Annotated in this window: 19 protein-coding genes; 9 read left to right on the top strand and 10 right to left on the bottom strand. The window is 70.6% G+C overall.

The genetic code is table 11. The features are described from left to right. Positions 1-232: 232 nt before the first annotated feature. The 3 genes from WME89_RS07395 to WME89_RS07385 all read right to left on the bottom strand — a co-directional run bounded on the left by WME89_RS07395 (position 233) and on the right by WME89_RS07385 (position 3,839). Positions 233-1,567, bottom strand: coding sequence for a nucleotide sugar dehydrogenase (locus WME89_RS07395; protein ID WP_438008530.1), 1,335 nt, complete (start codon positions 1,565-1,567; stop codon positions 233-235). A 179-nt stretch (positions 1,568-1,746) separates the two neighbouring features. After that, positions 1,747-3,228, bottom strand: coding sequence for an oligosaccharide flippase family protein (locus WME89_RS07390; protein ID WP_438008529.1), 1,482 nt, complete (start codon positions 3,226-3,228; stop codon positions 1,747-1,749). 2 nt (positions 3,229-3,230) lie between these two features. After that, positions 3,231-3,839: a polysaccharide biosynthesis/export family protein gene (locus WME89_RS07385; RefSeq protein WP_438008528.1), complete on the bottom strand. Its 609-nt coding sequence runs from the start codon at positions 3,837-3,839 to the stop codon at positions 3,231-3,233. 236 nt (positions 3,840-4,075) lie between these two features. Here WME89_RS07385 and WME89_RS07380 point away from each other — a divergent pair, with 236 nt between their 5' ends. The 4 genes from WME89_RS07380 (at position 4,076) to WME89_RS07365 (ending at position 9,418) form a co-directional block, all read left to right on the top strand. Then, complete coding sequence (locus WME89_RS07380; protein ID WP_437652938.1) at positions 4,076-5,299, top strand: 3-dehydroquinate synthase; 1,224 nt, start codon at positions 4,076-4,078, stop codon at positions 5,297-5,299. After that, entirely contained in the window at positions 5,296-6,810 is a 1,515-nt protein-coding gene (gene eboE, locus WME89_RS07375; RefSeq protein WP_438008527.1) for a metabolite traffic protein EboE, read from the top strand. The genes WME89_RS07380 and eboE overlap by 4 nt, the downstream gene beginning before the upstream one ends. After that, the gene (locus tag WME89_RS07370; RefSeq protein WP_438008526.1) at positions 6,807-7,694 is read left to right on the top strand and encodes a UbiA family prenyltransferase; all 888 of its coding nucleotides are present in this window, start codon (positions 6,807-6,809) and stop codon (positions 7,692-7,694) included. Before eboE ends, WME89_RS07370 begins: the two co-directional genes overlap by 4 nt. A gap of 86 nt (positions 7,695-7,780) precedes the next feature. Continuing rightward, the gene (locus WME89_RS07365; RefSeq protein ID WP_438008525.1) at positions 7,781-9,418 is read left to right on the top strand and encodes a hypothetical protein; all 1,638 of its coding nucleotides are present in this window, start codon (positions 7,781-7,783) and stop codon (positions 9,416-9,418) included. 59 nt (positions 9,419-9,477) lie between these two features. On the opposite strand, the gene WME89_RS07360 is transcribed toward WME89_RS07365, so the two are convergent. The 3 genes from WME89_RS07360 to WME89_RS07350 are packed head-to-tail and all read right to left on the bottom strand — an operon-like array spanning position 9,478 to position 12,404. After that, positions 9,478-10,851: an alkaline phosphatase family protein gene (locus WME89_RS07360; protein WP_438008524.1), complete on the bottom strand. Its 1,374-nt coding sequence runs from the start codon at positions 10,849-10,851 to the stop codon at positions 9,478-9,480. Positions 10,852-10,863: 12 nt separating this feature from the next. Beyond that, the gene (locus WME89_RS07355; RefSeq protein WP_438008523.1) at positions 10,864-11,775 is read right to left on the bottom strand and encodes a TatD family hydrolase; all 912 of its coding nucleotides are present in this window, start codon (positions 11,773-11,775) and stop codon (positions 10,864-10,866) included. Further along, positions 11,772-12,404 carry an EboA domain-containing protein gene (locus WME89_RS07350; RefSeq protein ID WP_438008522.1) on the bottom strand — a complete coding sequence of 211 codons (633 nt, stop codon included), beginning with the start codon at positions 12,402-12,404 and terminating at the stop codon, positions 11,772-11,774. The genes WME89_RS07355 and WME89_RS07350 overlap by 4 nt, the downstream gene beginning before the upstream one ends. A 241-nt stretch (positions 12,405-12,645) precedes the next feature. Here WME89_RS07350 and WME89_RS07345 point away from each other — a divergent pair, with 241 nt between their 5' ends. The 3 genes from WME89_RS07345 to WME89_RS07335 all read left to right on the top strand — a co-directional run bounded on the left by WME89_RS07345 (position 12,646) and on the right by WME89_RS07335 (position 16,968). Continuing rightward, on the top strand, positions 12,646-14,112 hold the full coding sequence (locus WME89_RS07345) for a PQQ-dependent sugar dehydrogenase (RefSeq protein ID WP_438008521.1): 1,467 nt from the start codon (positions 12,646-12,648) through the stop codon (positions 14,110-14,112). A 116-nt stretch (positions 14,113-14,228) separates the two neighbouring features. Continuing rightward, complete coding sequence (locus tag WME89_RS07340; protein WP_438008520.1) at positions 14,229-16,055, top strand: MYXO-CTERM sorting domain-containing protein; 1,827 nt, start codon at positions 14,229-14,231, stop codon at positions 16,053-16,055. Between the two features lie 151 nt (positions 16,056-16,206). Next, positions 16,207-16,968 (top strand): YdcF family protein, encoded by a 762-nt coding sequence (locus WME89_RS07335; protein WP_438008519.1) that lies wholly within the window; start codon positions 16,207-16,209, stop codon positions 16,966-16,968. Between the two features lie 111 nt (positions 16,969-17,079). On the opposite strand, the gene WME89_RS07330 is transcribed toward WME89_RS07335, so the two are convergent. The 3 genes from WME89_RS07330 to WME89_RS07320 form a co-directional block, all read right to left on the bottom strand. After that, positions 17,080-18,204: a glycosyltransferase family 2 protein gene (locus WME89_RS07330; protein WP_438008518.1), complete on the bottom strand. Its 1,125-nt coding sequence runs from the start codon at positions 18,202-18,204 to the stop codon at positions 17,080-17,082. A 237-nt stretch (positions 18,205-18,441) separates the two neighbouring features. Further along, positions 18,442-20,904, bottom strand: coding sequence for a peptidylprolyl isomerase (locus WME89_RS07325; RefSeq protein ID WP_438008517.1), 2,463 nt, complete (start codon positions 20,902-20,904; stop codon positions 18,442-18,444). A 2-nt stretch (positions 20,905-20,906) separates the two neighbouring features. Beyond that, positions 20,907-21,452, bottom strand: a complete 546-nt coding sequence (locus WME89_RS07320; protein ID WP_437624360.1) for a YdcF family protein — start codon at positions 21,450-21,452, stop codon at positions 20,907-20,909. 355 nt (positions 21,453-21,807) lie between these two features. Here WME89_RS07320 and WME89_RS07315 point away from each other — a divergent pair, with 355 nt between their 5' ends. After that, positions 21,808-22,629 (top strand): MBL fold metallo-hydrolase, encoded by an 822-nt coding sequence (locus WME89_RS07315; protein WP_436625537.1) that lies wholly within the window; start codon positions 21,808-21,810, stop codon positions 22,627-22,629. 69 nt (positions 22,630-22,698) lie between these two features. On the opposite strand, the gene WME89_RS07310 is transcribed toward WME89_RS07315, so the two are convergent. After that, positions 22,699-23,526, bottom strand: a complete 828-nt coding sequence (locus WME89_RS07310; RefSeq protein WP_438008516.1) for a sigma-70 family RNA polymerase sigma factor — start codon at positions 23,524-23,526, stop codon at positions 22,699-22,701. Between the two features lie 382 nt (positions 23,527-23,908). Between WME89_RS07310 and WME89_RS07305 the strand changes: the two genes are divergently transcribed. Next, a complete protein-coding gene (locus tag WME89_RS07305; RefSeq protein WP_438008515.1) occupies positions 23,909-25,792 on the top strand; it encodes a S41 family peptidase in 1,884 nt (627 codons plus the stop codon). Positions 25,793-25,814: the final 22 nt, after the last annotated feature.

Here is a 25,814-nt window from a genome sequence, read left to right as displayed (position 1 = left end):
GCACCGCACCGCGACATGGGCGCGCCGCGAGCAGCCCCGCGGCGCGCTGCCCACAGCGCGGGTGTTGAGCGACACTTCACAGCGCAGCGGATGAGGCAGACGAGGACGCACCCGGTGGGTGCCCGATCACCAGGGCGCCGCGCCGCGTCCCCCGCGCCCCGCGCGGCCGTCGACAGCGCGGCGCGCTGGGCAGGCGGGGGGCGCGAGCGAGCGCCGCGCGGGCGCCCGTGGCTCAGGCCTTGATCACCTTCGGGTTCGCCGCACGGTACACGCCGCGGGCGTCGACGATCAGGGCGGCGTGCTTGAGCACCTTGTCGTAGTCGACCACCGAGTGGTCGGTGACGATCATGACCGCGTCGTGGCTCTTGAGGGTGTCCTCGTTGAGCGGCAGGGACGAGAGCTCCGGCAGGTGCGGCCAGGTGCGCATGCGCGGCAGCTTGGGCACGTGCGGGTCGTGGTAGCTGAGCACGGCGCCGAGCCGGCGGAGGAGCTCGATGATCTCGAACGCGGGGCTCTCGCGCGGGTCGTCGATGTCCTTCTTGTAGGCGACGCCGAGGAGCAGGACCTTCGTGCCCTTCAGCGCCTTGCCGCGGTCGTTCAGCGCGAGCTGGAGCTTGTTGACGACGTAGTGCGGCATCTCGACGTTCACCTCGCCGGCGAGCTCGATGAACTTCGTCGACACGCCGAACTCGCGCGCCTTCCAGGCGAGGTAGAACGGGTCGAGCGGGATGCAGTGACCGCCCCAGCCCGGCCCCGGGTTGAACCGCATGAAGCCGAACGGCTTGGTCGAGGCGGCGTCGAGCACCTCCCAGACGTCGATGCCCATGGCGTCGTAGACGACCTTGAGCTCGTTCACGAGGGCGATGTTGATCGCCCGGAAGATGTTCTCGGTCAGCTTCGCCGCCTCGGCCGCGCGCGCCGACGAGACGCCGACGACGCGGGCGATCGCCTGCGAGTAGAGCGCCACCGAGAGGTCCAGCGACGCCTTGTCGACGCCGCCGACGACCTTCGGGATGGTCGCGGTGCTGTGGTCCCGGTTGCCCGGGTCCTCGCGCTCGGGCGAGAAGGCGAGGTAGAAGTCCTCGCCCATGCGCAGGCCCGACTGCTCGAGGATGCCCTTGACCAGCTCGTCGGTCGTGCCGGGGTACGTGGTCGACTCGAGCACGACGAGCTGCCCCTTCCGCAGCCGCTCCTTGATCTTCTGCGCGGAGCCGACGACGTAGCTCATGTCGGGCTCCCGCTGGGCCGTGAGCGGGGTGGGGACACAGATGAGGATGGCGTCGGGCTCGTTGAGCCGCGAGAAGTCCGCCGTGGCCTCGAACCGACCTGTCTTGGATGCCGCTGCGACGCGCGAAGGATCGAGGTGCTTGATGTAGCTCTTCCCCTCGCTGAGCGCGGTGACCTTCTCGGGGTCAACGTCGAAGCCCAGCACGCGGAAGCCCTTCTCGATGAACGTGAGCGCCAGCGGCAGGCCGACATAACCCATGCCGATGATGCCCACCTGGGCTTCGCGTGAGGTGATCTTGGCCAGGAGGCTCTCGACCGCAGCGGGATGCGTCTCTGCCATTTCTGTTGTTCTCCAGTGGTGGAGGGGAGCCGCCACGCGGATCCCGACCCATGTTCGAAGAGAGGGGCGGGACGCTACCACAGGCCCCAAAATTTCGCTCGATTGTCGAAGCGCGCTCCCGCGACCGCGGGGGGCAAGGTCCCGCTGGTGAAGGCCGGCCGGCGACATCGGGCAACACCTTAGCGACGGCGGCGCACCGCTTCGCGGGCGAGCTGGAGGAAGTCGCGCGACGCCTGCTGCGCGATGACCAGCGCCGAGGCGACGAAGACAAGCCCGCCCGCGACCACCTCGGTCCCCAGGCGGAACCCGCGCGGCAGGGGCCCGAGCTGCCGCAGCCCGTAGCGCACGGCGAGCACGGCCGCGACCATGGGCAAGCACGCGAGCAGCGGGCGCACCAGCGGGCGCAGCAGCCGCGCGTAGGGGACGCCGTCGGCGCGCTTGACCACCCAGAGGCTCGCCAGCGCGTGCACCCCGAACGCCACGCCGACGCCGGCGCACGCCCAGAGCACGCCGCCGATCGAGCCGAGCAGCGCGATGCCGCCGATGATGGCGCCCACCTTGAGCCACTCCAGGATCATGATCGTCCGCGTGCGGCCGTAGACCTGCATGTAGGAGGACATGACCCAGCCGATCGGGCGGGTGACGCCGAGCGCCGACAGCGCGGCGAGCAGCGGGCCTGCCGGCTCCCAGGCGTCGTTGAAGAAGGTGTCGTTGAGGATCGTCGGGGCGACCGCGCCGAGGCCGACCGCGAGCGGGAAGATGAGGAGCGACAGCAGCGTGAGCGCGCGGACGAGCGCGGTCTTGCGCTGCTCCGGCTCGAGCTTCGAGAACGACGGGACGAGCACGTCGCCGATGCGCTCGCCGACCTGGGAGGCCGGGATGTCGGCGAGGTTCCACGCGAGGTTGTAGAGCCCGCCGACGTGCTCTCCGAAGAGGCGGATCATGACGAGGTTGTCCCACTTGGAGGCCCCGAAGTTCGCCAGCGAGCCGAAGTTGAGCGGGATGCCGAAGGCGAACAGCTCGCGCGCCTTCTCGCGCGACAGCGGGGCCGGCGTGAGCCACTCCGCGAGCTTCACGGCCGGGACCGTGGTGACGACGCGCACGACGGCGCGCAGGAGCGTCGCGACGACGATGGCGTTCCCGCCCCAGCCGAGCACCGCGAGGGCGACCGACGCCGCGGTGTAGGTGAGCTCGCCGGCCGCGTTGCGGAGGCTGACGCTGCGGAACCGCATCTCGCGGATGAGCAGGCGGTCGGGGACGTACCAGATCCGGTCGATGAGCATCGCGAGGATGAGCCCGGGCATGAACTCGAGCATCCCCGGCGCGCCCACGATGCTCACCGCGATCGGCTCCCGGAGCAGGTACACGGCGCCGATGGCGACGAGCCCCGCCACGTGGAAGTAGACGGTCGCGTTGAAGAGCATCTGGCGGTCGAGGTTCGGCCGCGACGCGATGTACTGCCCGATCCCGAGGCTCGACAGGAAGTGCGCCGTCATGATGACGACGGAGGCGGCCGAGACCTCGCCGTACACACCCGGCGCGATGAACCGGGTGAGCACGAGGGTGCCTATCAGGCCGAGCACGCGCGAGCCGAGCCCGGTCGCGATCGTCCAGACCGCGCCGAGGACGGCCTTGCGGGCGAGCGCGGAGGAGCCGGCCACGATCAGGGCACGAAGACGGTATCGCCCGCCTTGAGCACGAGATCCTGCTCAGGCCGCTTCCGCGAGGCGATATCGTCGTAGTTGATGGGGATGTGCCGGTACTTGCCCGGGCTATCCATGCGGATGAGCAGGATCTGATCCGTCGAGGCGAACTGGTTCGGGCCGCCGGCCAGCGCCAGCGCCTCGGAGACGGAGACGAAGTAGTTGGAGGCGAAGATGCCGGCGCGCGCGACGTTGCCGCTGACAACGAACCGGTAGCTGTTGATCCCGGTCACGGCGACGGTGATCACGGCGTTCTCGTCCTTCACGAACTCGGAGAGCCGCTTCTTCAGCTCCTCGCGCACCTGGGTCGGCGTCCTGCCGACCACCTGGACGTCGCCGATGAGCGGCATCGTGATGACGCCGTCGGCCCTGACCAGCGCGTCGCTCGACAGGTCGGCCATGCGCCACACGTTGACCCGGAGCTGGTCGCCCACCCCGATCACGTACTCGTGCTTACGCGGATCGTACTCCTTCGGGTAGTTCGCCGGATTGTAGACGTACGTGGGCGCGCACCCGGCGGACAGCGCGGCGAGGGCGAGCCCTGCCGCGGTCGACAGCACTCCTCTCATGAAGGACCGTTTGGTGGGACGGGCTGTGCCTTCCATGGGCGTCTGCATCGAGGAGGAAGTCAGGCAGTACAGGGTTGCGATCACGCGGCGATCTCGGATCGCGCGGCTCAGCGAGCGGCGCCAGCATTGCAGGAAGGCCGTCCGCCGCCAAGGGGAAGTTTTCATCCTGCGGGAGAGGCCAGGATCCTCGCGAGGAACCAACTTGACGGGCTGATGCCCGCTCTCAAAGCTCGGCTTTGATGCTGCTTCATGTCCAACGGATCGCGGTCCCCTTCGAGTACCCCGTCTACTTCACGGAGGGCGTCTTTTCGCCCGGAAACGGCGACCTCGCGTCTGCCATCGCTGCAAAGGAGCCGCGCCGGCGGCACCGCGTGCTGCCGGTGATCGACGGCGGCGTCGCCGCGGCCTGGCCGTCGATCGCGGACGACATCGCGCGCTACGCGGACGCGCACGCGGAGCGGCTCTCGCTCGCGGCCGATCCCATCGTGGTGCCCGGGGGCGAGGCGGCGAAGAACGACGGCGCGGCGACGGCGGCGCTGCAGGCGAGGCTCGACGCGCTCGGGATGGATCGGCAGTCGTTCGTGATGATCGTCGGCGGGGGCGCGGTGCTCGACATGGCGGGCTACGCCGCCGCGACGGTGCACCGGGGCGTGCGGGTCGTGCGGATCCCGACGACGGTGCTCGCCCAGGCCGACTCCGGCGTCGGCGTGAAGAACGGCGTCAACGCGTTCGGGAAGAAGAACCTGCTCGGCACGTTCGCGCCGCCGTTCGCGGTGCTCATCGATCCGCTCTTTCTGGAGACGCTGTCCCTGCGCGACAAGGTGGCGGGGATGGCGGAGGCGGTGAAGGTCGCGCTCATCCGGGACGCGCGGCTGTTCTCGTGGCTCTCCGAGCGCGCGCCCGCGCTCGCGTCGGGCTCGCCCGCGCCGCTCGCGGAGCTGGTGCGTCGCTCGGCGGAGATCCACCTCCAGCACATCGCGACAGCGGGCGACCCGTTCGAGCTCGGGAGCGCGCGGCCGCTCGATTTCGGGCACTGGGCCGCGCACAAGCTGGAGTCGCTCACGAAGCACCGGCTCCGCCACGGCGAGGCGGTCGCGATCGGGATCGCGATCGACACGCTCTACGCCGAGCTCTCGGGTCTCTGTAGCGCGCCGACGGCGGCCGCGGTGCTCTCGACGCTGGAGGCGCTCGGCTTCGCGCTGTGGGACGACGCGCTCGCGCTCACGCGCGCGGGCGGCGAGCGGGGCGAGCGGCTGTGCGTGCTCGACGGGCTGGACGAGTTCCGCGAGCACCTCGGGGGCGAGCTCACGGTGACGTTGCTCGAGGACGTGGGGCGGGCGCGGGAGGTGCACGCGATGGAGGAGCGGCACATCGTCGCGGCGATCGCGCGCCTGCGCGAGCGGGCCGGCAAGCGAGGGGCGCGCGCGGCGGCCGGCGCGGCGGGAGCGGCGCGGTCGTGAGGCTCGCATGCGCGGGGGCGCCGCACCTCACGTACTGCACGAACATCCATCCGGGCGAGACGTGGGCCGAGGTGAAGCAGAGCCTGGAGACGCACCTGCTCGAGATCTGGTCGCGCGCCGCCGGCCACCGGGAGGACGCGTTGCGGGGCGGCGGGGGCGCGGGCGGAGGGGACGCGGGCGCGGGCGGCGCACGAGGCGGCGGGGCCGCAGGGGCCGCAGGGGGCGAGGCGGCGGGAGATGCCGCGCCCGGCGAGCGCCCGCGCTGCGGCGTGGGGCTGCGGCTCTCGGCGAGGGCGGCCGCGGAGCTCGCCGCGCCCGCGGAGCTCGAGGCGTTTCGCGATTTCCTCGAGCGCAACGGCCTCTACGTGTTCACGCTGAACGGCTTCCCCTATGGCCGGTTCCACGGCGCGCCGGTGAAGGAGAGCGTGTACCTCCCCGACTGGCTCGGCGAGGAGCGCCTCGCGTACAGCGACCTCCTGGCGACGCTCCTCGCCGCGCTGCTGCCGGCCGAGGAGGGCCTGATGGGCAGCGTCAGCACCGTGCCCGGCGGGTTCAGGCCGCGGGTGCGCACGCCGGGCGACGCGGAGGCGATCGGGCGACGGCTGGTCAGGCACGCGGCGCACCTCGTCGAGGTCCGCCGCCGCACGGGCAAGCGCATCGCGCTGGCGCTCGAGCCGGAGCCCTGCTGCTTCCTGGAGACGACGCCCGAGGCGATCGGCTTCTTCACCGAGCACGTGTTCTCGCCGGCGCGCGCGCGGGAGCTCTCGAGCCTGGCCGGGATGAGCCTGCCGGACGCGGAGGAGGCGCTCCGGACGCACCTCGGCCTCTGCTTCGACGCGTGTCACATGGCGGTCGAGTTCGAGGACGCGCCCGCGTCGCTCGCGGCGCTGCGCGCGGCGGGCGTCGAGGTGCACAAGGTGCAGATCAGCGCGGGGCTGCGCGCGAGCGTTGCGGAGCGCGATCCAGCGACGATGGCGAGGCTGCGCGCCTACGCGGAGGACGTCGTCTACCTGCACCAGGTGGTCGAGCGGCGCGGCGGCGCGGGCGGGGGCGAGCTCGTTCGCTACCTGGATCTGCCGGACGCGCTGGCGGCGCTCGAGGGCGCTCGTGGGGCGGCTCCGGAGGGCATGCCGGAGGAGTGGCGCGTCCACTTCCATGTGCCGATCTTCCGCGGCATCGAGGGCGCGCTCGGGACGACGCAGCCGGAGCTCGCGGCGCTGCTGTCGCACCTCCGCGATCGGCCCGCGACGCAGCACCTCGAGGTGGAGACCTACACCTGGGATGTCCTGCCGGAGGATCAGCGGCGCGGGGGCGTTGTCGAGGCGGTGGCGAGGGAGCTCCGCTGGGTGGAAGCGCGGATGGTGAGCGGCAGGGCGGGCGCGGGCGGCGGTGCGGGTGCGGGCGCCGGGGTCGATGCGGTCAGCCGGGTCAACGGAGAACAGGCAGCTGGTGCGGGCGCCGGGGTCGATGCGGCGGGCCGGGCCAGCGAGGTCAGCGGAGAGGGAGCATGACGATGAGCTCACGCGCGCGGGTCTATTTGCGGCTCGGCCGCGTCTCGAACCTGCCCACGGTCTGGACCAACGTGCTTTGCGGCATGGCGCTGGCGGGGTCCGGCGTGCGGGCGCGCGAGGTGGCGCTCGTGGGGCTCGCGGTGTCGCTGATGTACGTGGGCGGCATGTTCCTGAACGACGCGTTCGATCGGGAGATCGACGCCCGCGAGCGCCCGGAGCGGCCGATCCCGTCAGGGCTCGTGAGCGCCCGCGAGGTGTTCGCGGTGGGGTACGCCCTGCTCGGCGCGGGGGTGCTCTTCGTCGGAGGGCATGCGTACGCTGAGGGCCGGGGCGCGGCGCCGGCCCTGGCGAGCGCGCTGCTCGCGGGGGCGATCGTGCTGTACGACGCCTGGCACAAGGGCAATCCGCTGAGCCCGGCGCTCATGGGGCTATGCCGGGTGCTCGTCTATGTGACGGCGGCGCTCGCGGCGGGCGGGCAGCTCGGGATCGCGGTGATCGGGGGGGGGCTGGCGCTGCTCTTCTACCTGATCGGGCTGACGGCGATCGCGAAGCAGGAGAACCTGCTGGCGGTCCGCGGCCTGTGGGCGCTCGGCTTCATGGCGGTGCCGTTTCTCTATACGATGGGGACGCCGCTCACCGGGGTGATGGGGCTGGTCGCCTACGGGGCGCTCGCCGGCTGCGTGCTCCACGCGATCAGGCTGCTGCGGGGGACGCGGAGGGACCGGATCCCGCGGGCCGTGGTGACGCTGATCGCGGGGATCTCGCTGCTCGACGCGGTGCTCATCGCGAGGAGCGGCGCGCCGGGCGCTGGCGGCGCGGCGGCGCTGGCGATGCTGGGCTTCCCGCTGACGCTGGCGATGCAGCGGGTGGTCAGGGGGACGTGAAGACGGGCCGCTGGGTCGGTAGCTCAGCTGATAACCTCGATCGAGAACGGATACGACATCTCGAGCTACTGGAGAATTGTTCCATCATGTTCTATCGTGTTCGACGCATCCAGGCTGCCCTCCTCGCGTTCCTCTTCGCAGGCTCCGGATGCGCGCTCGTCCTCGGCCTTGACGACTTCGAAGACGCCTCCGCCTCGGGGGCTCAAAGCTCAGGCGGGGACGACAGCGCGAGCGTCTGTCGTCCCAACACGATGGATCAATGCTACAGCGGCCCGCAAAGCACGGCAGATGTTGGATCGTGCAAATCTGGGGTACGGACCTGCGAGGGCGACGGGAGCGCATGGGGAGCGTGCGAGGGTGAACAATTACCGAGCCAAGAGAGCTGCGCGTTTGACGACGACGAAAACTGCGACGGGTTCGACTGCACCTTGTGGGCACGGTCGTTCGGCGAGGAAGCAGTGGCTTACTCTGTGGCAACCGACAGAGAAGGGAATATCTTCGCAGTAGGCCGCTTCTCCGAGTCTATACGGTTTGGAGATGAGCCACTCGCGAGCGCCGGGGAAGCAGACGCATTCGTCGCTGCCTTTGACAAGTCCGGAAGCCATCTCTGGAGTCACAAATTCGGGGACGCAGCGGCTCAGGAAGCGACATCCGTGAACGTGGACGCCTCCGGCAACGTCATCTTGAGCGGCGTCAGCAGCGGCACGATCAACTTCGGTGGTAACGACGTCGGCCCTGGCCTCTTCGTTGCAAAATTCAGCAACAGCGGAGAGCACGTCTGGAGTCGCAGCTTCCCAGCAAACCCTATAAACGAACGCGCCTTCGACAAATTTGTGAGGACTGTTCGCCCGAAGATCAAAAGCACCCAGCACGGTGACGTGCTCATCGCTGGGACGTTCAGGGGCAACATCGAGCTCGACGAAATAACCCTCGTATCGACACCCGCCAACACCCTGGACATGTACATCGCCAAGCTCGACGGGAAAACAGGATCCACGAGCACCGCGCAGGGCGGATGGGCGCAGAAATTCGGCAGCTCTGATTATGACGTGTTGATCGACGTCGCCGTCGATCGAGGTGATAATGTCATCATCACCGGCGAGCACCGAGATGCGATCAGCTTCGGCGACCTCCCGGAGCTTGATGGCTCCGGGATGTTCCTGGCGAAGCTCGACAGAGACGGGACTCCCGCTTGGAGCCGTAGCTTCGCGAACGGCTATCCTTCTGCGCTGGACGTCGACGCGCTCGGAAATATTTCTGCCACGGGCAACTACGACGAAAGCATCGCGTTCGGAGACGATACAACCTTCGCGTCACCCGAAGGATACACTGCGTTTTTCGTCGCACAGTTCGACACATCCGGGGACCACAGATGGAGCCGCAAATTCGAAGGAACCGGTCACAACGCGACAGCCAGCATCAGCGCTGACCCCCTCAACAATCTTGTGCTCATCGGCGAATTCACCAAAGAGCTGAGGGTGGACAACGAGATACTGGACCATCACGAGCTCCCGTCTCCATGGGTGCTCAAGCTAGATGCATCGGGGGACACGCTCTGGAAAAAATCCTACATGGCCCACGGAGTGTCGTTCGGGGTGGCCGTCGAGACGGCTTCGAGCAATGAAGTCGTCATCACAGGCTCATTCTCCAACGGAATTGACTTCGAAACGGGCACGCTGGAGGCGGACACAGACGCCCTGTTCCTCGCAAGGCTTGGGATCTAGGACCACGTCACATCATGCCGACCACGTGGGCTGCCGCACGAAGTCGTGGGCACGAGGAGTCAGTCAAAGAGATGATTGAGCATGATCTTGCTGACATCAGTGGCAAGGACGCGCTCATCTGGCAGCAGCGAGCCACAACTAGAGATGGCCAGCGGCCCTCGCTCCGGGCGTCCGTTCAAGCGCCCGTGAGATCCATTCACCAGTGCAGTCTCGAGTGGGACCACGTCCATCAGATAGCGTAGCCCGAGCTTCTTCTTGAGGAGCCTCCAGCCTACGCTGGCTGGCAGGAAGCGTAGCTCGGGATCAGCAAAGAGCTCGACGGGATCGTACCCTGGCTTGCGATGAATATCGACGGTCCTCGCGAACTCTGGGGCTTTGTCATCATCGAGCCAGTAGTAGTAGCTGAACCATCGGTCTTCTCGAGAGACCGCGACGAGCTCGCCCGATCGCGCATGTTCTAGCCCGGCAGAGCGCTTGCCGTCCGCATCGAGGACGAGCTCCACCCCGGGCAGCCCTTCGAGGAGCGCCTTCACCTCCTGGATCCTCTCCGGACGACGCACGTAGACATGCGCCACCTGGTGGTCTGCCACGGCAAATGCGTCGGACGCGCCGGCGTCAAGCTTCTCGAGGCCACGTTCAACGCGAACGCGCAGCAGCCCCTGCTCTCGGAGCGTTCGGTTGATGTGCACCGCCCCAGACACGCGCGTGATGCCGTACTCGGACAGGACGATCACGCGCGCCCCGTCCTTCTGTACATGCTCGATGAGCTCGCCGCAGACGGCGTCGACGGCGCGGAGGTCGTCCTTGATCGCGGGGTGATCCGGCCCTAGCCGTTGCAGGTTGTAGTCGAGATGCGGAAGGTAGACCAACGTCAACGTCGGCCGTCGCGTATCGTACACGTGGCGCGCGCACCGCGCGATCCACGCCGTCGACCGGATGTCCGCGTTCGGGCCCCAGAAGTTGAACAAAGGGAACTCACCCAGCCGGAACACGAGCTCATCGCGCAGCGACGCCGGCTCCGTGTAGATGTCCGGTAGCTTGAGCCCGTCCGCCCAGTAGATCGGCCGCGGCGTCACCGCGTAGTCTGCCGAGCTGTACATGTTGTACCACCAGAACAGCTTGGCACAGGTGAACGTCGGGTCGCGCCGGCGCGCAGCCTCCCAGATCTTCTCCCCCGCCACGAGCTGATTCGCCTGGCGCCACAGGTTCACCTCGGCGATATCGCGAAAGTACCAGCCGTTCGCGACGCAGCCGTGACCGCTCGGGAGGAGACCTGTCGTGAAGGTCGACTGGACCGTGCACGTGACCGCTGGTAGCACGGTCTGAAGGGGACGCATGGCGCCTCCCCGAGCGAGCCGCAGCAGGTTCGGCGTGTCGTCGCCGAGGAGCTCGCCGGTGAGCCCGACGACATTGAGTACGACGGTGCGGTGCATGGGTCTGCTCGTTCAGCTCTGCACGACGGGGGTCTGCCCCCGCAAGACTGAATTGCCCTCGAACAGCGCGCGCTGATCCACGGCGGGCGTCTCGCCGAACTCGGTCAGATCGAGACGACCGCTCTGGGCAAAGAAGGCGAGCGGGTTCTTCCATACGATCCGCGCGATCACCTCGTCGGCGATCCCGTTCTCGCGCATCCGCGCCGCCGTCTTCGGCACCTTCAGGGGATCGCTCACGCCCCAGTCCGCCGCGCTGTTGATCAGGATCCGCTCCGCCCCGTACTTCTTGACCAGCGCGACCATCCGGTCCTCGTCCATCTTGGTATTCGGGTAGATGGAGTGACCGGCCCAGCAGCCGGTCGCGAGCACGAGCGGCAGCGTCTCCTCGTTGTTGTGATCGACGAGCACGCGCTCCTCCGGAAACCGAAGCTCCCGCACCAGCGCGAGCGTCCGCTCGGTGCCGCGCTTCTTGTCGCGGTGCGGCGTGTGCACGAGGATGGGGAGACCGTGCTCCCTCGCGAGCTCGACCTGCTGGGCGAAGTACTTCTCTTCCTCGGGCGTCATGTCGTCAAACCCGATCTCCCCGACCGCGACCACGCCCTCCTTGTCGAGATAGCGTGGCAAGAGGTCGATGACGCCCTGTGCCACGCGGGGGTTGTTGGCCTCCTTCGGGTTGAGCGCCAGGGTGCAGAGGTGGCGGATGCCGAACTGGCTGGCCCGGAAGCGCTCCCAGCCGAGCAGGGAGGCGAAATAGTCCTCGAACGTACCGACGTGCGTCCTCGGCTGACCGAGCCAGAACGCGGGCTCGAGGACGGCGACGATGCCAGCCGCGGCCATCGCCTGGTAGTCGTCCGTCGTTCGCGATGTCATGTGGATATGAGGATCGAATAGCTTCACTGGTTCCTCCGCCTCGCGCACCGTCATTCCGGGATGCGCGTCGCGCGCTCGTGCTCGTGCTCGTGCTCCAGGGAGAGCAGGCCGATGTCGGCCGGGACGCTCCGGCCAGCCGCCCTCCGCTCGCTCGCGAAGTCCTCCGCCATCCTGGCGAGCTCGCTCGATCGCCGCTGCGCCAGCCCGATGACCCGGGCGATCGCCACGCCCATGAACATGGCCTTGAGGACCATCTGATTGAAATTGAGATCCGGAAAGTGAGCCGCCGGGTAAGGATTCTCGCAGGCAATCGCCTCGAAGATGGGCAGCTCGTTCGTACGGCACGCATCCACCGCAAGGGGGACGAAGCGCTCCGCTCCGGTCACGAACGGCAAGGCCCGCAGGAGCGCCTGCCGCTCCCGGCTGTCGCCCTGCTGGTAGCAATCCCCGAGCAGCAGCTCGAGCTCTGGCGCGGGCAGGCTCCTCGAAACGAGCGCGACCATCGTTGCGCGGCCGAGCTCATCCAGCCGCCAACCATCGACCGCCCCGGGTACGCCGGCAGCCTTGAGGGCGTCCCGCTCGTCGGCGAGCAGCCCGAGCGGCGCCTTGCCGAGCACGCGCGCCGCCGCGGTGAACGTCGCCAGGAAGCCGTCGCGATCGAACCAGGTAGATGCCTCGCTCACCAATGCGACAGGCGCTCCGCCATGGCGCACACCAATCCCGGTCACGTTGTCGACGCGCTGTAGCCAGGAGGTGGCCGCAGGCGGAATCCGGCGCGACAGGATTTCGAGCAGCGGTAGGGAAGGGTCTTGCATTGTAGTCGCGTTCGCCAGTCCCGGCCGCCGCCCGCGCGGGTCGGAGATGCGGCGCCGGGAGATGGAAATTTATACCAAGCAGCGTCCTGTTCGGATAGCTTCCTACGGCATGATAGACCAGAAGCGTTTCCTTTTGTCTTTCATGCCCATCGCAGCCGCGCTGTTCGGGCTGGGTTTCATGCTCAATGGCTGCGGCGGCAGCGACTCCGGAGCAGGCGGGGCAGGCGGCGCTGGCGGAGCGGGTGGAGGATCCGGTCCCGGCGGAACGGGCACGAGCGGCCCCACATCGACGGGCCCGGGCTCCTCCGCGACGGGCAGCGGAGCCGGCCCGGCGACCAGCGGAACGGACGGGTCGGGAGCAGGCCCTGGAACCGGAACCGGAACGGGGACCGGGACCGGCGCAGGTGGGCACGGGACGATCGAGTGCGACGAGCCGGGCGGGACCGTGCCGCCGCTCAAGCTCACCGAGGTGGTGCGCGGCTTCGACCGGCCGCTCTATGTGACCAGCGAGCCTGTCGATGCGAGCCGACTCTACGTTATCGAGCAGGTCGGAAGGATTCGCCTGGTGAAGGACGGAGCGCTTCAGGAGGAGCCGTTCCTCGACATCACGGGGCTCGTCACGCCGGTCGACACCGGTTACGACGACGAAAAAGGGCTACTCGGCCTCGCGTTTCACCCCGATTACGCAGAAAACGGGCGCTTCTTCGTGTACTTCAACGCGCGTCGTCAGGGTGACATGTCGGCAGGCCTCACGCTGATGGAATTCTCTCGCTCATCGAGCAATCCGGATGTCGCCGCCCCCGAGAGCACACGCAGTTATTTCCGCATAACGTCCGGCGTCATGGGCAACCACAACGGCGGCATGCTCGCGTTCGGCCCCGATCGCATGCTCTACATAGGCGTCGGCGACGGCGGCGGCCAAAGCGACAATCCGGATCCGAACAACAATGGACAGAACATCGAGGTGAAGCTCGGCAAGATCCTGCGCATCGACGTCGACAATCATCCGACGGCGCCAGCCGGGAACCTTGCAGGTGGAGACCCGGACATCTGGGATTACGGATTGCGCAATCCGTGGCGATTCAGCTTCGACCGCTGCCGAGGCGACCTCTACATCGGAGATGTCGGTGGGCGACTGTTCGAGGAGATCAACGTCGAGCCACGCGGTCAGGGCAACAAGAACTACGGGTGGAGCGTCACCGAGGGGGCGACATGCCTGAAGTCAGACCAGCCGCCGGGGTGCACCTCGCCGACGATCACACCGCCCGTCAAGCGATACGATCACGACAACTCCGATGGCTCGGTGACAGGCGGCTACGTCTACCGCGGCAGCAAGATCCCTGCGCTTCGTGGGAAATACCTGTACGGGGATTTTGCATCGGACAGGGTATGGATGTTCACCTGGAAGGACAACGTCGCCACTCCGGCGGACCCGCTCAATCTGGGCACGTCGCTCAGCCAGGATCTCGACTCTGAGGAGACCATCCAAGGCCTTGCTTCCTTGGGCGAGGACGCAGCCGGCGAGCTGTACGTGGTCTCGTACGGCGGCGCGATTTTCCGGATCGATCCGGAATAGGAAGCTCCTTGACGTACAAGGACCATCTCGTTCGCCGTGGCCCCTGTTCTCGACGGGCAGCTTGACAGATCTGGATTTAAGCCATGCAGAAGACGTTGATACTGGCGTTAGGTTGGGTGCTAGCGTTCGGTCTGTCGAGCCGCGAGGCAGCGGCTGGGCTCGACGATCTCCAGGGGACCAAGCCAGGAGATCTGCCCGATCCGAACAACTTCGGCACCGCCGAGCGCTGCGCCGGGTGCCATCGCGCGGAGGACGAGGCTTCGAAGGATCACATGCCCACGGATACTTGGGCAGGCACCATGATGGCGAACGCGTGGCGCGATCCTGCCTTCAAGGCTGCTCTTACGATCGCCAATCAGGACGAGCCAGGGATCGGCACGTTCTGCTTGCGTTGTCACTCCCCCGTGGGCTTCGTGAATGGGAGGGCTACAGCGCCGGACGGCTCTGGGTTCGATCCCAACGCGTCAGTCGATGGCAAGATCATCGATGGCCAGGGGGTCAGCTGCAACGTTTGCCATCGCTCGATGGCGACCCCAGGCTCCGAGGGCATCGAATCGTATTTCCTCGGCAATTCTCAGCTCGTGTTCGATCACACGCCCGAGGCCGCCGGGTTCATCAGCACACCCGTGATGTATGGCCCCTACGAGAACATCAGTTCCAACTCTCACGTCGGCGAGCAGGTGCCCATGCTCGCCGGTTCTCAATTCTGCGGCCAGTGCCATCAGGTCACGAACCCGACGGTCATGCTGAAGGACGCGAGCGGGAGCCCCACGACCCTGGAGTTCCCGCTCGATACGACGTTCAAGGAGTGGGACTCCAGCGACTTCCGCGACGGCGGATCGAGCGCTCGAAGCTGCATCGACTGCCATATGCGCAGAAAGGAAGGGGAGTGGCCCGTCGCCGATCCCGGACCGATCCGCACGAACCCTCGCGACCACGTCCTCGTGGGCGGCAACCACTGGGGCATCCAGGCGGTCATGGCGGCCGACAAGACCCGCGCCACGGAGTACGCCGACTCCTTCCAGCTCGCCCTGGACCGCACCCTCGAGAGCCTCGCCTCCGCCGCCTCGGTCACGCTCGTGGAGGCCCCCGAGCAGGCTGGACCCGGGGGCGAGATCACCGTCACCGTGCGCGTCGAGAACCTCACCGGTCACAAGTTCCCGACGGGCTACGCGGACAGCCGGCGCGCCTGGATCGCCGTGTTCCTCGTCGATGAGGCCGGGGCCGAGCGGCCGCTGCTCGGCGGCTACGACGCCGATACGGGCGAGATCCAGCACGAGCCGGCGACCCACGAGTACCGGGCGGTGCACGGGCGGTGGAACAGCGCGGCGGGCATCGGTGAGAAGGGGGACCACCTCGCGCTCCACGACATGATCATCTCGGACACCCGTATCCCGCCGAAGGGCTTCGTCCCGTCGCAAACGACCCAGCCGACCCAGGAGATCGACTTCAGCGACGGGAACGGCGGATACCGCAACCACGACGAGGCGAGCTTCACGCTCACCGTGCCGGCCGACGCCTTCGGCGCCCAGACGCTCTCGGCGCGCGTCTACTACCAGTCGATGACCAGAGAGTACGTCGAGTTCCTGCGATCCGCGAACGTCACAGACAACAAGGGAGAAGAGCTCATGGCCATCTACGAGGAGACCGGCGAGGCGCCGCCCATCCTCGTCGCAAGCGAGGATGCGCCGATCGATCTGGGAGCTCCGCCCGACACCACCGGCAGCGGCAGCGGCAGCGGCGGCGGCGGCGGCGGTGGCGGTGGTGGCGGCGGAATCGGCGGGAGCCCGACCGGCGGCGCCGCCGACGGAGCCGGCGACGACGGCGGATGCGGCTGCCGGACGCCCGGCAACGGCCACGACCGGTGGCTCCCCGCAGCGCTCGCAGGGCTCGCCCTCGCCTCCGCCGCAGCCCGGCGCCGGCGAGCACACCAGCCCCGTTGAGCATCAACCCACCGGGGGAAGAGGAAGCCTCGCCCGGGACGGGCGCTGCCCTGCCTGCGCCCGTCCCGCCCTCGCGCGCCACGCTTTTCGCTCGCCTCGCGGCCCGGTGACAGCATAGACACCTGCAGAGCGCCTCACGGCGAGCCTCGCCTTGCCCATCTCCCGCCTCGTCGATCCCGTGTTCCTGCTCCTCGTCGCCGTGGGGCTCGGCCTCGCGCTCTCCGGCGGCGACTGGAGCTACCGCGCGCGCCGGGCGAAGGTGGGGCGAGCGCTCGCGTGGACCGCCTGGCTCGCGCTGTGGCTCCTCTCCATGCCCTGGGTCTCGAGCTCGCTCGCGCGTCGGATCAGCACGCAGCCGCGGGACCTGCGCGCAGACCTCGCCAGGACCGCGCCCGAGCGGCGGGTCCTGATCATCCTCACCGCCGGCATCGACCCCGACGAGTTCGGCGTGCCCGCCATGGAAAGGCAGTCGGCGGAGGGCCTCGAGCGCGGCCTCGGCGCCGCGCGCGTCTACCGCGAGTACGGCTTCGGCCACGTCATCATCTCGGGGCGCGACGTCCGGCGCGCGCCCGCCGACCTCGCCAGCAGCATGGCCGACCTGCTCGTCGCGCTGGGCGTCCCCAGGAAGAAGATCATCCTGGAGACCGAGTCGCGCGACACGCGAGAGAACGCCATCCACGCGGCGCGGATCGCCCGCGGCCTCCCGGTCGACGCCGCGGTGGTCGTGACGAGCGCGGTCCACATGCCGCGCTCGATCCGCATGTTCGAGCGCGTAGGCCTCGACGTCCTCCCCGCGCCGGTCAGGTTCCAGCCGCCGCCGCCCGACGGGCCGGAGCGGCTGATCCCGTCGTCGCTCGCCCTGAGGCGATCGCAGAGCGTCGTTCACGAGCTCGTGGGCCTGCTCGAGCCGTAACCACGGCGATCGAGGCGCCGCGCTCGCCCCCCTCGACGGCCCATGTCGCCGTCTCTCCCGTGGCGTAGCCTCGCGCCGTCTCGCGTGACGCGGCCTCGCTCTGCCCTCGCGCTACCAGGTGACCTTCTGCGAGCCGCGGAGGAAGCGCCACAGGCCGACGACGGCCGCCGCGTTGAGCACCACGAACGTGCGCGCGAGCGAGCCGAGCTTGCCCGCGGCGCCGCCGAGCACCGCGAGCAGGTAGAACGCCGCCTGCCCCCCGAACAGCGCGCGCGTCGCGTAGAGCGTCGAGGAGACGTCGCCGCTGGCCTCGGCGCCGATCCACGCGGCCGTCGACGTGATCAGCAGCGCGACGAGCGCCCAGGGGCACACGAGGCGCAGCAGCTTGTGCGAGAAGATCTCGAACCAGGACGGGTTCCTGAGCGGGTCGAGGAGCGCCGGCAGCAGCGAGAAGAGCTGGTAGTTGCCCGCCAGCGTGCGCACCTTGCGGCCGAACTCGCGCTCGTCGCCGAAGGCGTCGTCGTACGCGACCGCGTCCTGCGCGAAGAGGATCTCGCGGCCCTCGAGGCGGAGCCGCATCGGCACCCACATGTCATCGAGGATGACGCCCTCCGGGAGCTGGCTCATGTCCGCGCGCCGGATCGCGTAGATGGGGCCGGTCACCCCCACCATGCTCCGGAATCGACCCTCCTGGAGGCGGATCCAGTTCTCGTAACGCCAGTAAGCCCCCGAGCCCGCCGAGCCCTTCAGGACCAGGTTGCCGGAGACGCACCCCGCGGTGGGATCGGACAGGAGCCGCACGAGCGCGCGCAGCGCCCCGGACACAAGGGGCTGGCGGACATCCGTCATCAGCAGCACCTCGCCCGTCGCCACCCCGAGCATCGTGTTCACGCCGATCGGCTTCCCGCGCCGCGCCTCGCTGACGATCACCTTCACCCGAGGATCGCGCTCGGCCAGCTGCCGGGCGACGTGCACCGTGTCGTCGGTCGAGCCATCGGAGTAGAGCAGGACCTCGAGCTTGTCCCGCGGATAGTCGAGCGAGAAGAGGCTCTCGACCTTCGCCGGGAGGTACGACGCGGCGTTGAAGACGGGGATGCACACCGTCACGGTCGGAAGGTAGCTCGGATCCTCCTTCCGCTGCGCCGGCCACAGGCGCGCCAGGACGCCGATGACGACCGGGTACCCGAAGTAGGTGTAAACGAGCACCGCGACGGCCAAAAAGGACGCGATTACCACGCTAAACTGTAAAGCGCCGGTCGGGGGCGGTTGTCAATCGACATGGATGGACCCCGCCGTGACGAGCGGGTTGCGCGACGCGCGCGTCGCGCAGCGCACGTCGACGCACCACATTGCGCGCGCCGCGCGACCGTCGACGCACCACATTGCGCGCGCCGCGCGGCCGTCGACGCACTCACGGCGTACGTCGCGCGCCACGCGAACGTCGACGCGCCACACGGCGCGCGCCGCGCGCGATCAGTTCCGGACCTTCACGCTCCGGATGACATCGCCATCGACGAGCGCAGCCCACGGTCCAGCGGCGACGCCGACGGCCGCGTACTGGCCGTCGAGGTGCGGCGCGCGCGCGTGCATGACGAAGAGCTGGCTCGATCCGGTGTCGCGGCCGGCGAGGGCGACGCCGACACGGAGCGGCTCGAAAGGGACCGGCGACGTCTCGCAGCGGAGCGCCGGCCTGCCGGGCGGACCGCCGGCGCCGTCGCCGAACGGCGCGCCGAACTGGGTGACGAAGCCGGGCACCACGCGGTGGACGATCTTGCCATCGTAGTAGCCCGAGCGCGCGAGCTCGACGAAGCGGGTCACCGCGATCGGCGCGAGCGCCGGATCGAGCGTCATCGTGAGTTCGCCGGCGTCCGTGTCGAACGTCAGCACCGCCAGCTCGCGCACGAGCGCGGACGCCTCGGCCGGCAGCTCGCCAGCCGGGGGCGCGACGACCGGACGCCCCGCCGCGCCCGCGTCGCCCGGCAGCCCGGCGTCGCACGCGACCTTGCGGCCCCTGAGCACGCCGAGCGCCGTCCCCGCGTGCGCCCGCGTCGTCGGGTAGCTCGAACGGCAGAGCTCCTCCAGGCGAGGCTCGGCCGGCTTGAGCGCCAGCGCCCCCGCCGCGTCGATGACCGAGCCGATCAGCTCCGGGTCATCGCGCGCGCCCGGGCGGTCGAGCAGCGAGAGCAGCGCCCCCTCGACCGCCGGCGACGTGACCACGTCGGCGGGAGCATCCCTGTCGTCGCGCTTGCGCTTGCGCTTGCGCTTCCCCTGCCCCGGCGCCTCCGACGCGCGCTGGGGCTGCCGCGCGATGACCTCCGCCGCGGCGGCGACGAGGCCCGGCTCCTCCGCGGCGAGCGCCTTCGCGAGCAGGTCGGGCGCCCCGGCGATCTCCTCGTGCGAGGCGATGAGCTCGATCGCGGCCTCCCTCGCGCGCAGATCGCCCGCCTCGGCGTAGGCGCGGAACGCGGCGAGCCGCGCCCCCGTGATCGCGCCGCGGCCGATCACCTCGACGACCGCCCGCGCGCCGATCGCGCCGCGCACCGGCGCGCCCGCGTCCGGCTTGCTCCCCGGATCGTCCGGCGCCGTGGCGTCACAGCCGAGGAGCAGCGGATCGCGGTAGTTCTCGCCCGCGAGGAGCCTGGCCGCGCCGCAGCGGAGCCACGTGACGCGGCGGAGGATCGCCGCGGGCGCGCTCGGCGGCGGCGGCAGCGCGGCGAGGTCGCGCAGCGGCTTGCGCGCGACGCCCGCGGACGCGAGCGCGTCGAGCGCGGTGAGCAGCGCGCCGAAGTCCTCGCCGACGAGGCCCGTGAGCGCGATCGGGTCCGCGCTCGGGACGAGCGAGGCGAGCGCGTCGGCGAGCGCGCGCTGGCCGGGCGCGCCGAGGCGCTTGAGCGCGCGTGCGGCCTCGGCGCGCTCGCTCGCGGCGAACACGCCGCGCGAGGTGAGCACGCGCGCGAGCTCGCCGACGGCCGCCTCCCCTGCCCGACCGAGCGCGCGCACCGCGAAGAGCCGCGCGCCGCCCGCCTCCGCGAGCCGCGCGGCCGCGACGTCGCGGATCCGCGGGATGACCGTGAGCGGGACGTGCTCGAGCCGGCCGATCGGGTAGAGCGCCTCCGGGACCGGCGGGCTGGCCGCGCTGCCCGAGGCGAGGTTGAGCAGCGCGACGAGCGTCTCCTCGCGCAGCTTGAGCTTGAGCGCGGCGAGGTCGCCGAGCGCGTACGCCGCGTGGATCGCGCGCTCGCGCGGCCCATCGAGCCACGCGACGAGCGTCGGCTCCGACGCCTCGGCGCCGCACCGCCCGATCGCGCGGGCGAGCGCGCCGCCCACGTCGAGCGGCGACGCCCCCGCAGCGGCGGCGCCGCCGCTCACCGCCGTCGCGCCGCCGCTCGCCGCCGTCGCGCCGCCGCTCGCCGCCGCCGCGCCGCCGCTCACCGCCGTCGCGCCGCCGCTCGCCGCCGTCGCGCTGCCGCTCGCCGCCGCCGCCGCGGGCGCGGCGCCGCTCGGCGCGCTCGAAAGGCCCGGGGCGGCGTCGCGAGCGAGGGCGCGCGCGACGAGCGCCGAGACCGTGTCGCTCTCGTGCTCCTTGCACGAGAACCCGAGGCCGTACGCGGCCCACGCGATCACCTCGTCGTCCTCGTCGGCGAGCGCCCGCATGAGCCCGGGCCGCGCCGCGTCGCCGCCGATGCGCGCGAGCGCCCGCGCGGCGGCGCGGCGCACGTCGACGTCGCGGCTCTGCTGATCGGCGGGGCTCACCTCCAGGGCGGCGCGGCGCTGCTCGGCGGCGAGCAGGGCGCCGAGCCGCTCCGACGCCCCGGCGCCCGCGGCCGGCGCCGCCGCGGCGCTCCCCGCGTCGGGCGCGGGGCCAGGCGTCGGCTGCCCGGTGCAGGCGGCGAGGGACAGGGGCAGAGCGAGGAGAGAGGAGCGCCTTCTCGGCATGATCACGTTTCACCCTGACGCGCTGTATCGAGCAGCCAGGCGGCGCTCTCGCTGAGGATCCGCCGGCGGCGCATCGCGCGCGCGTCGAGCCACGTCGAGACCACCTCGTGACCGCGCAGCCACGCGCGCGCAACCATCGACGCGCTCACGTGCGGCGCCGGCAGCGCGCAGGCGTCGATCCCGACCTCGCGGAAGTTCTGGAGAGCGCGCGCCATGTGCCAGGGGCAGGTGACGATCGCCGCCCGCCGCGCGCCCATGCGGCGCAGGAGGGCCGCGCTGAAGATCGCGTTCTCGTGCGTCGTCAGCGACCAGAGGTCCTGGACGATCGCGTGCGACGGGACGCCGGCGCGCCGCAGCTCGGCGGAGAGCACGCGCGCCTCGATCTGCGCGCCCCAGCGGCGCCCGCCGCTGGCGATCACCCACGGCGCGACGCCCTCGCGGTACGCGTGCGCCGCGGTCGCCGCGCGGCGCGCGCCGGGGGCCGCCGGGCGCCCGGACGGGAGCATCCTGCAGCCGAGGACGACGATGGCGTCCGCGTGGAGCGGCATGGGCCCGACCATAGCCCATCGGCCGCGGCCTTCGTCTGTCTGCTGCGCTGCCGGCGCCCCCGCCCCGGGCGCCGCCCCGCCGCGCCGCTGCCCCCGCGCCGCCGCCGCGGCTCCCCCCCTCCGCCGCCGCTCCCCGCCCCGCCGCGTCCCGAGGGCCGTCGCGGCCTGCCGCGGGGCCGCAATTACCCTGCAACTACATTGGCGCCGTGCCCCTGCTCCCCCGGCCAGGTCTCCACGCCTGCGACCTTCCTTGCTCCCGGTGCACCAGGCGGCTTGACGCTGCCCGCGCTCGGAATCTAATAGCTCTACCTTGAAACGGGCGGGGTTCAGCGAGCGAGGCAGGATGCGGATCAAGATGTGGGGGGTTCGCGGAAGCATCCCCACGCCCGGTGCAGGCACGGTCGAAGTCGGCGGCAACACGAGCTGCTACGAGATTCGTGCCGGTGAGACGCTGGTCATCCTCGATGGCGGGACGGGGCTCCGTCTCCTCGGCCAGGATCTGGTCAAGGAGATGCCCTTCGAAGCCTGGATGTTCTTCAGTCACGTGCACTGGGATCACATCCAGGGCTTCCCCTTCTTCACGCCGGCGTTCGTGCGCGGCAACAAGATCCATCTTTACGGCGGCCTGAACGTCTCCCGGACGCTCGAGGAGACGCTCGCCGGGCAGATGGACTACCCGAGCTTTCCGGTGCACCTCACGGAGATGGGCGCGGCGATGACGTTCCGCGATCTCTACGAGGGCGAGGTGGTCACGATCGGCCCGAACGACGACGTGCGCGTGACGAACGCGCGGGGCAACCACCCGAACGGCGTGTACGCGTACCGCGTCGAGCACGAGGGCAAGGTCGTCGTGTACATCACCGACTCCGAGCACTACGCGATCGTGGATCCGAAGCTGAAGAAGCTCGCCATGGGCGCCGACGTGCTGATCTTCGACGCGATGTACACGCCCGAGGAGTACTCGGGCGAGGTGGGCGGCGGTCCGAAGACGGGCTGGGGTCACGCCACGTTCGTCGCGGGCTGCGAGCTCGCGAAGGCGTGCGGCGCCAAGCAGCTCGTCCTGCACCACCACGACCCCAACCAGACCGACGCGATGGTGCGCGAGAAGGAGATGCGCGCCCGCGAGCTCTTCCCGAACACCATCGCCGCCCGCGAAGGCACGGTCATCGAGATCTAGGCGGTCTCCGACGCGCGTCGCGCAGCGGCCGGCCCCTGCGAAGCTCGCAGGGGCGCGGCCGCCGCGGTGTCACGCGCTCTTCGCCATCGGCTCCCGGGTGATCTCCTCGATGCGCGCGCGCATCCGCTTCTTCGCGCGCTCCTCGATCTGCCGCACGCGCTCCTTGCTGACGCCGAAGTCGGCGCCGAGCTGCTCCAGCGTCACGGGGCTGTCGGTCAGCCAGCGCTGGTTCATGATGCGGCGCTCGCGGGGCGACAGCTCGTTCACGACCTGGAGCAGCGCGCGCGAGAGCTGCTCGCGCTCGTCCGCGGCGCACGCCTCGTCCTCCGGGGTCTCCGAGCTCGACGCGAGCCGGTCCACCGGGGCCACGCCGTCCTCGGTCGGAGGACGCTCCAGGCTGACGTCGCGGGCCATGAGCAGCGGAAGCAGCTCGGTCGCCCGCTCCTCGGTCAGGCCGCTCAGCTCGGCCAGCACCGCCGGGTCCTTCTCGTGCGTCTTGCGGTAGATGCGCAGCGCGCGGCGCTCGCTCTTCGACGAGCCGAGGCGCACGATCCGGTACCCCCGCGCCACGTGCTCCCGGATCTCCGCCCGGATCCAGTAGGCCGCGTAGGTCGCCAGGCGGCAGCCGCGGTCCGGATCGAAGCGCTCCGCGGCCTTCAGGAGGCCGATGTTGCCCTCCTGCACGATGTCCTCCATCGGGAGCCCCCACCGGCGGTACTCGAGCGCGATCGTCATGACGAACGGCAAGCACGCCTCGATGAGGCGCCGGCCCGCGTCCCGGTCACCAGCGCGCCAGCGGAGCGCGAGCTCCCGCTCGGCGTCCGGGCTCAGGGTGGCGTAGTTCGCGAGCTCCGTTCGATAAGCCGAGAATGCCGCACGATCCCAGGTGGTGCTCATGGTCTCTTCGCTCTCCGCCGCGCGCGCCGATCAAGGAGGACTGGGTTGGGAGACCCCTGCGAGCCGGTCGGCGGCACGAGGGCAGATGCAGGCGCGATGCCGGGATAAACCTTAGGAAATCGCCTTTTTTTGCGCTGGAATGCGCAACGTGTTCGGATCCCCTGAGGGGAGCGAAACCTTTGCGGGAAAGCGGAAGAGCACGAATGCGCGGCGCTGAGCCGAGATCCACGGCGCGCGAGCGGCGGAAGCGGCGGAAGCCGAAGCAGAGAGCACCGAGCCCCCTGCGCGCGGGCGCCGGCTCCGCGCATCCAGCCCGGGCGCGCGCGCCGCTCGCCGCCGTCGCCCCTGCCCCCGTGCCCCGCATCGTGGTATTCGGAGAGCAGTGAGGACGCGCGTCGCGAGCTCGGTCGCGTGCGTCGCCGCAAGTCTGGCGATGCTCGCCTTGCTCTCGCGCGAGGCGGAGACGCCCCTCGCGAAGGCGCAGCGCGGGATCGCGCGGCCCCTGCTCCACGCGCTGTCTCCGGACGACGAGGAGATCGACGGCGTGGGCTGCGACCCGAACGCCCTCGACCGCGGCATCGCCGTGCCGACCGGGGCGCCGACCTCGCTCGGCTGCGATCAGGCGCGCGCCATCGTCGCGCAGGCCCGCACGACCCTGGCCGCCCCGCCCCTCCGCGTCGATCCCGCAAAGTTTGCCGAGGCGACGTCCGACTGGCTCGATCCGCACGGGCTGTGGTCGGTGGCGCCCGACGCGCCCGTGGGCGCGTCGCTGCGGCGCGAGGCCGCCGCGCTCCTGGCCGAGCTGCAGGCGCCGGTGGGGAGCGGGCCGTGCCCGGCGGCGCAGCGCGTGGGAGAGGAGCTCGCCAGGTGGTCGCGCGAGCTCGATGGGCTCTTCGACGACGGCTACCGGCGCGGCCTCGCCAGCCCGCCCGCGACGCTCGCCGAGGCGTGGGAGCTGGTGTCCGCGGCGCCGTTCGAGGACGGCGAGGTGACGCGGAGCGCCCGGGAGCTCGCGCGCGAGCTCGGCCGGGAGGTCGGCGGGCTGCGCGCGCGCTTCGGAGAGCCGCTCGCCCGGTACGCCGACGCCGTGCGCGAGCGCGCGGCGCCCTCGATGAGCGAGGAAGGCTGGTCGCGCGCGGTGATCGCGGCGGCGGTGCGCGCCTACGTACCCCAGCTGGACGCGCACGGCGCCTGGGCGCCGCTCGAGGAGGAGGTCTCCATCTACGATCTCGACCTCGAGGCGCACCCGCCGGCCCGGCTCTGGCAAGAGATGACGCGCACCGCGATCGGCGTGCGCATCGACCGCGGCGCGCTCGCGCCGCTCGCGGACGGCGACGTGGTGATCCGGATCCAGGACCTGCCCATCTCCGGCATGAGCGTCGAGCAGGCCGAGCAGCTCGCCGTGCTGGCCGACGTGCGCCCCGGGACGACCGCGCGCGTGGCGCTGCTCCGGCGCGGCGCCGCGGCGCCGCTCGACCTGACCGTGGCGCCGCACGCGGTCGGGCCGCAGCCGCCGGAGGCCGCGCCGTCGGAGCTGCCGCTCGACCTGGTGCGCTTCGGAGACGGCAAGGTCGCGGTGATCGCCGTCCCCGACGTGCCCGACGACCTCGGGGACCGGGTCGCGGCGGCGCTCCACCGCGCGCGCGCGCAGGGCGACACGCGGGGCGTGATGCTCGACGTGCGCGCGAACGGCGGCGGGTCGACCGACGGGGCGATCGCCGCGCTCGGGCTGTTCCTGCCGGGCGTTCCGCTGTTCCCGATGCGGCGCCGCGACGGCGGCGTCGAGGTGGAGCGATCGCCCGACGTCCCGGCGGAGCGCGGGTGGAGCGGGCCGCTGGCGGTGCTCGTCGACGGCGACTCCGCGAGCGCGGCGGAGATGATCGCCGGCGCGATCGCCAGCTACCGGCGCGGCGTGGTGATCGGCGATCGCACCTACGGCAAGGGGTGCGCGCAGGAGTACCTCGACGACGACGCCCACGTCGGCGTGCTGCGGCTGACGACGCTGCTCTACGCGCTGCCCGACGGCGCGCCGGTGCAGAAGGTCGGCATCGTGCCGCAGGTGCAGCTCTCGCTGCCGGCGACGAACGAGCGAGAGGCGCGCGTCGACCGGGCGCTCGGCCCGTGGCGCGGCCCCGACGTGCGCGATCTCCACCGCGTGCGCGAGGTGCCGTGGCCGGGGCACGCGGGGCGGGTCGGGCCCTGCCGCGAGGAGACGGTCTGCCGCGCGCTGCGGTCGCTCGGCGCGACCCCCGCAGCGGCGCGCTGACGCTCGGGCGCGCGTCCTCGCG

This window comes from Sorangium sp. So ce321 (assembly GCF_051530195.1).
GTDB lineage: Bacteria > Myxococcota_A > Polyangia > Polyangiales > Polyangiaceae > Sorangium.
The sequence above is the reverse complement of the archived record's forward strand: the minus strand, read 5'-3'. Positions and strand labels throughout refer to the sequence as shown.

Coding starts and splice junctions, on each gene's coding strand:
- WME89_RS07395 (WP_438008530.1), bottom strand. CDS start 1,567: ATGGCAGAGACGCATCCCGCTGCGGTCGAGAGCCTCCTGGCCAAGATC.
- WME89_RS07385 (WP_438008528.1), bottom strand. CDS start 3,839: ATGAGAGGAGTGCTGTCGACCGCGGCAGGGCTCGCCCTCGCCGCGCTG.
- WME89_RS07370 (WP_438008526.1), top strand. CDS start 6,807: ATGACGATGAGCTCACGCGCGCGGGTCTATTTGCGGCTCGGCCGCGTC.
- WME89_RS07365 (WP_438008525.1), top strand. CDS start 7,781: ATGTTCTATCGTGTTCGACGCATCCAGGCTGCCCTCCTCGCGTTCCTC.
- WME89_RS07360 (WP_438008524.1), bottom strand. CDS start 10,851: ATGCACCGCACCGTCGTACTCAATGTCGTCGGGCTCACCGGCGAGCTC.
- WME89_RS07355 (WP_438008523.1), bottom strand. CDS start 11,775: ATGACGGTGCGCGAGGCGGAGGAACCAGTGAAGCTATTCGATCCTCAT.
- WME89_RS07345 (WP_438008521.1), top strand. CDS start 12,646: ATGATAGACCAGAAGCGTTTCCTTTTGTCTTTCATGCCCATCGCAGCC.
- WME89_RS07325 (WP_438008517.1), bottom strand. CDS start 20,904: ATGCCGAGAAGGCGCTCCTCTCTCCTCGCTCTGCCCCTGTCCCTCGCC.
- WME89_RS07320 (WP_437624360.1), bottom strand. CDS start 21,452: ATGCCGCTCCACGCGGACGCCATCGTCGTCCTCGGCTGCAGGATGCTC.
- WME89_RS07315 (WP_436625537.1), top strand. CDS start 21,808: ATGTGGGGGGTTCGCGGAAGCATCCCCACGCCCGGTGCAGGCACGGTC.
- WME89_RS07310 (WP_438008516.1), bottom strand. CDS start 23,526: ATGAGCACCACCTGGGATCGTGCGGCATTCTCGGCTTATCGAACGGAG.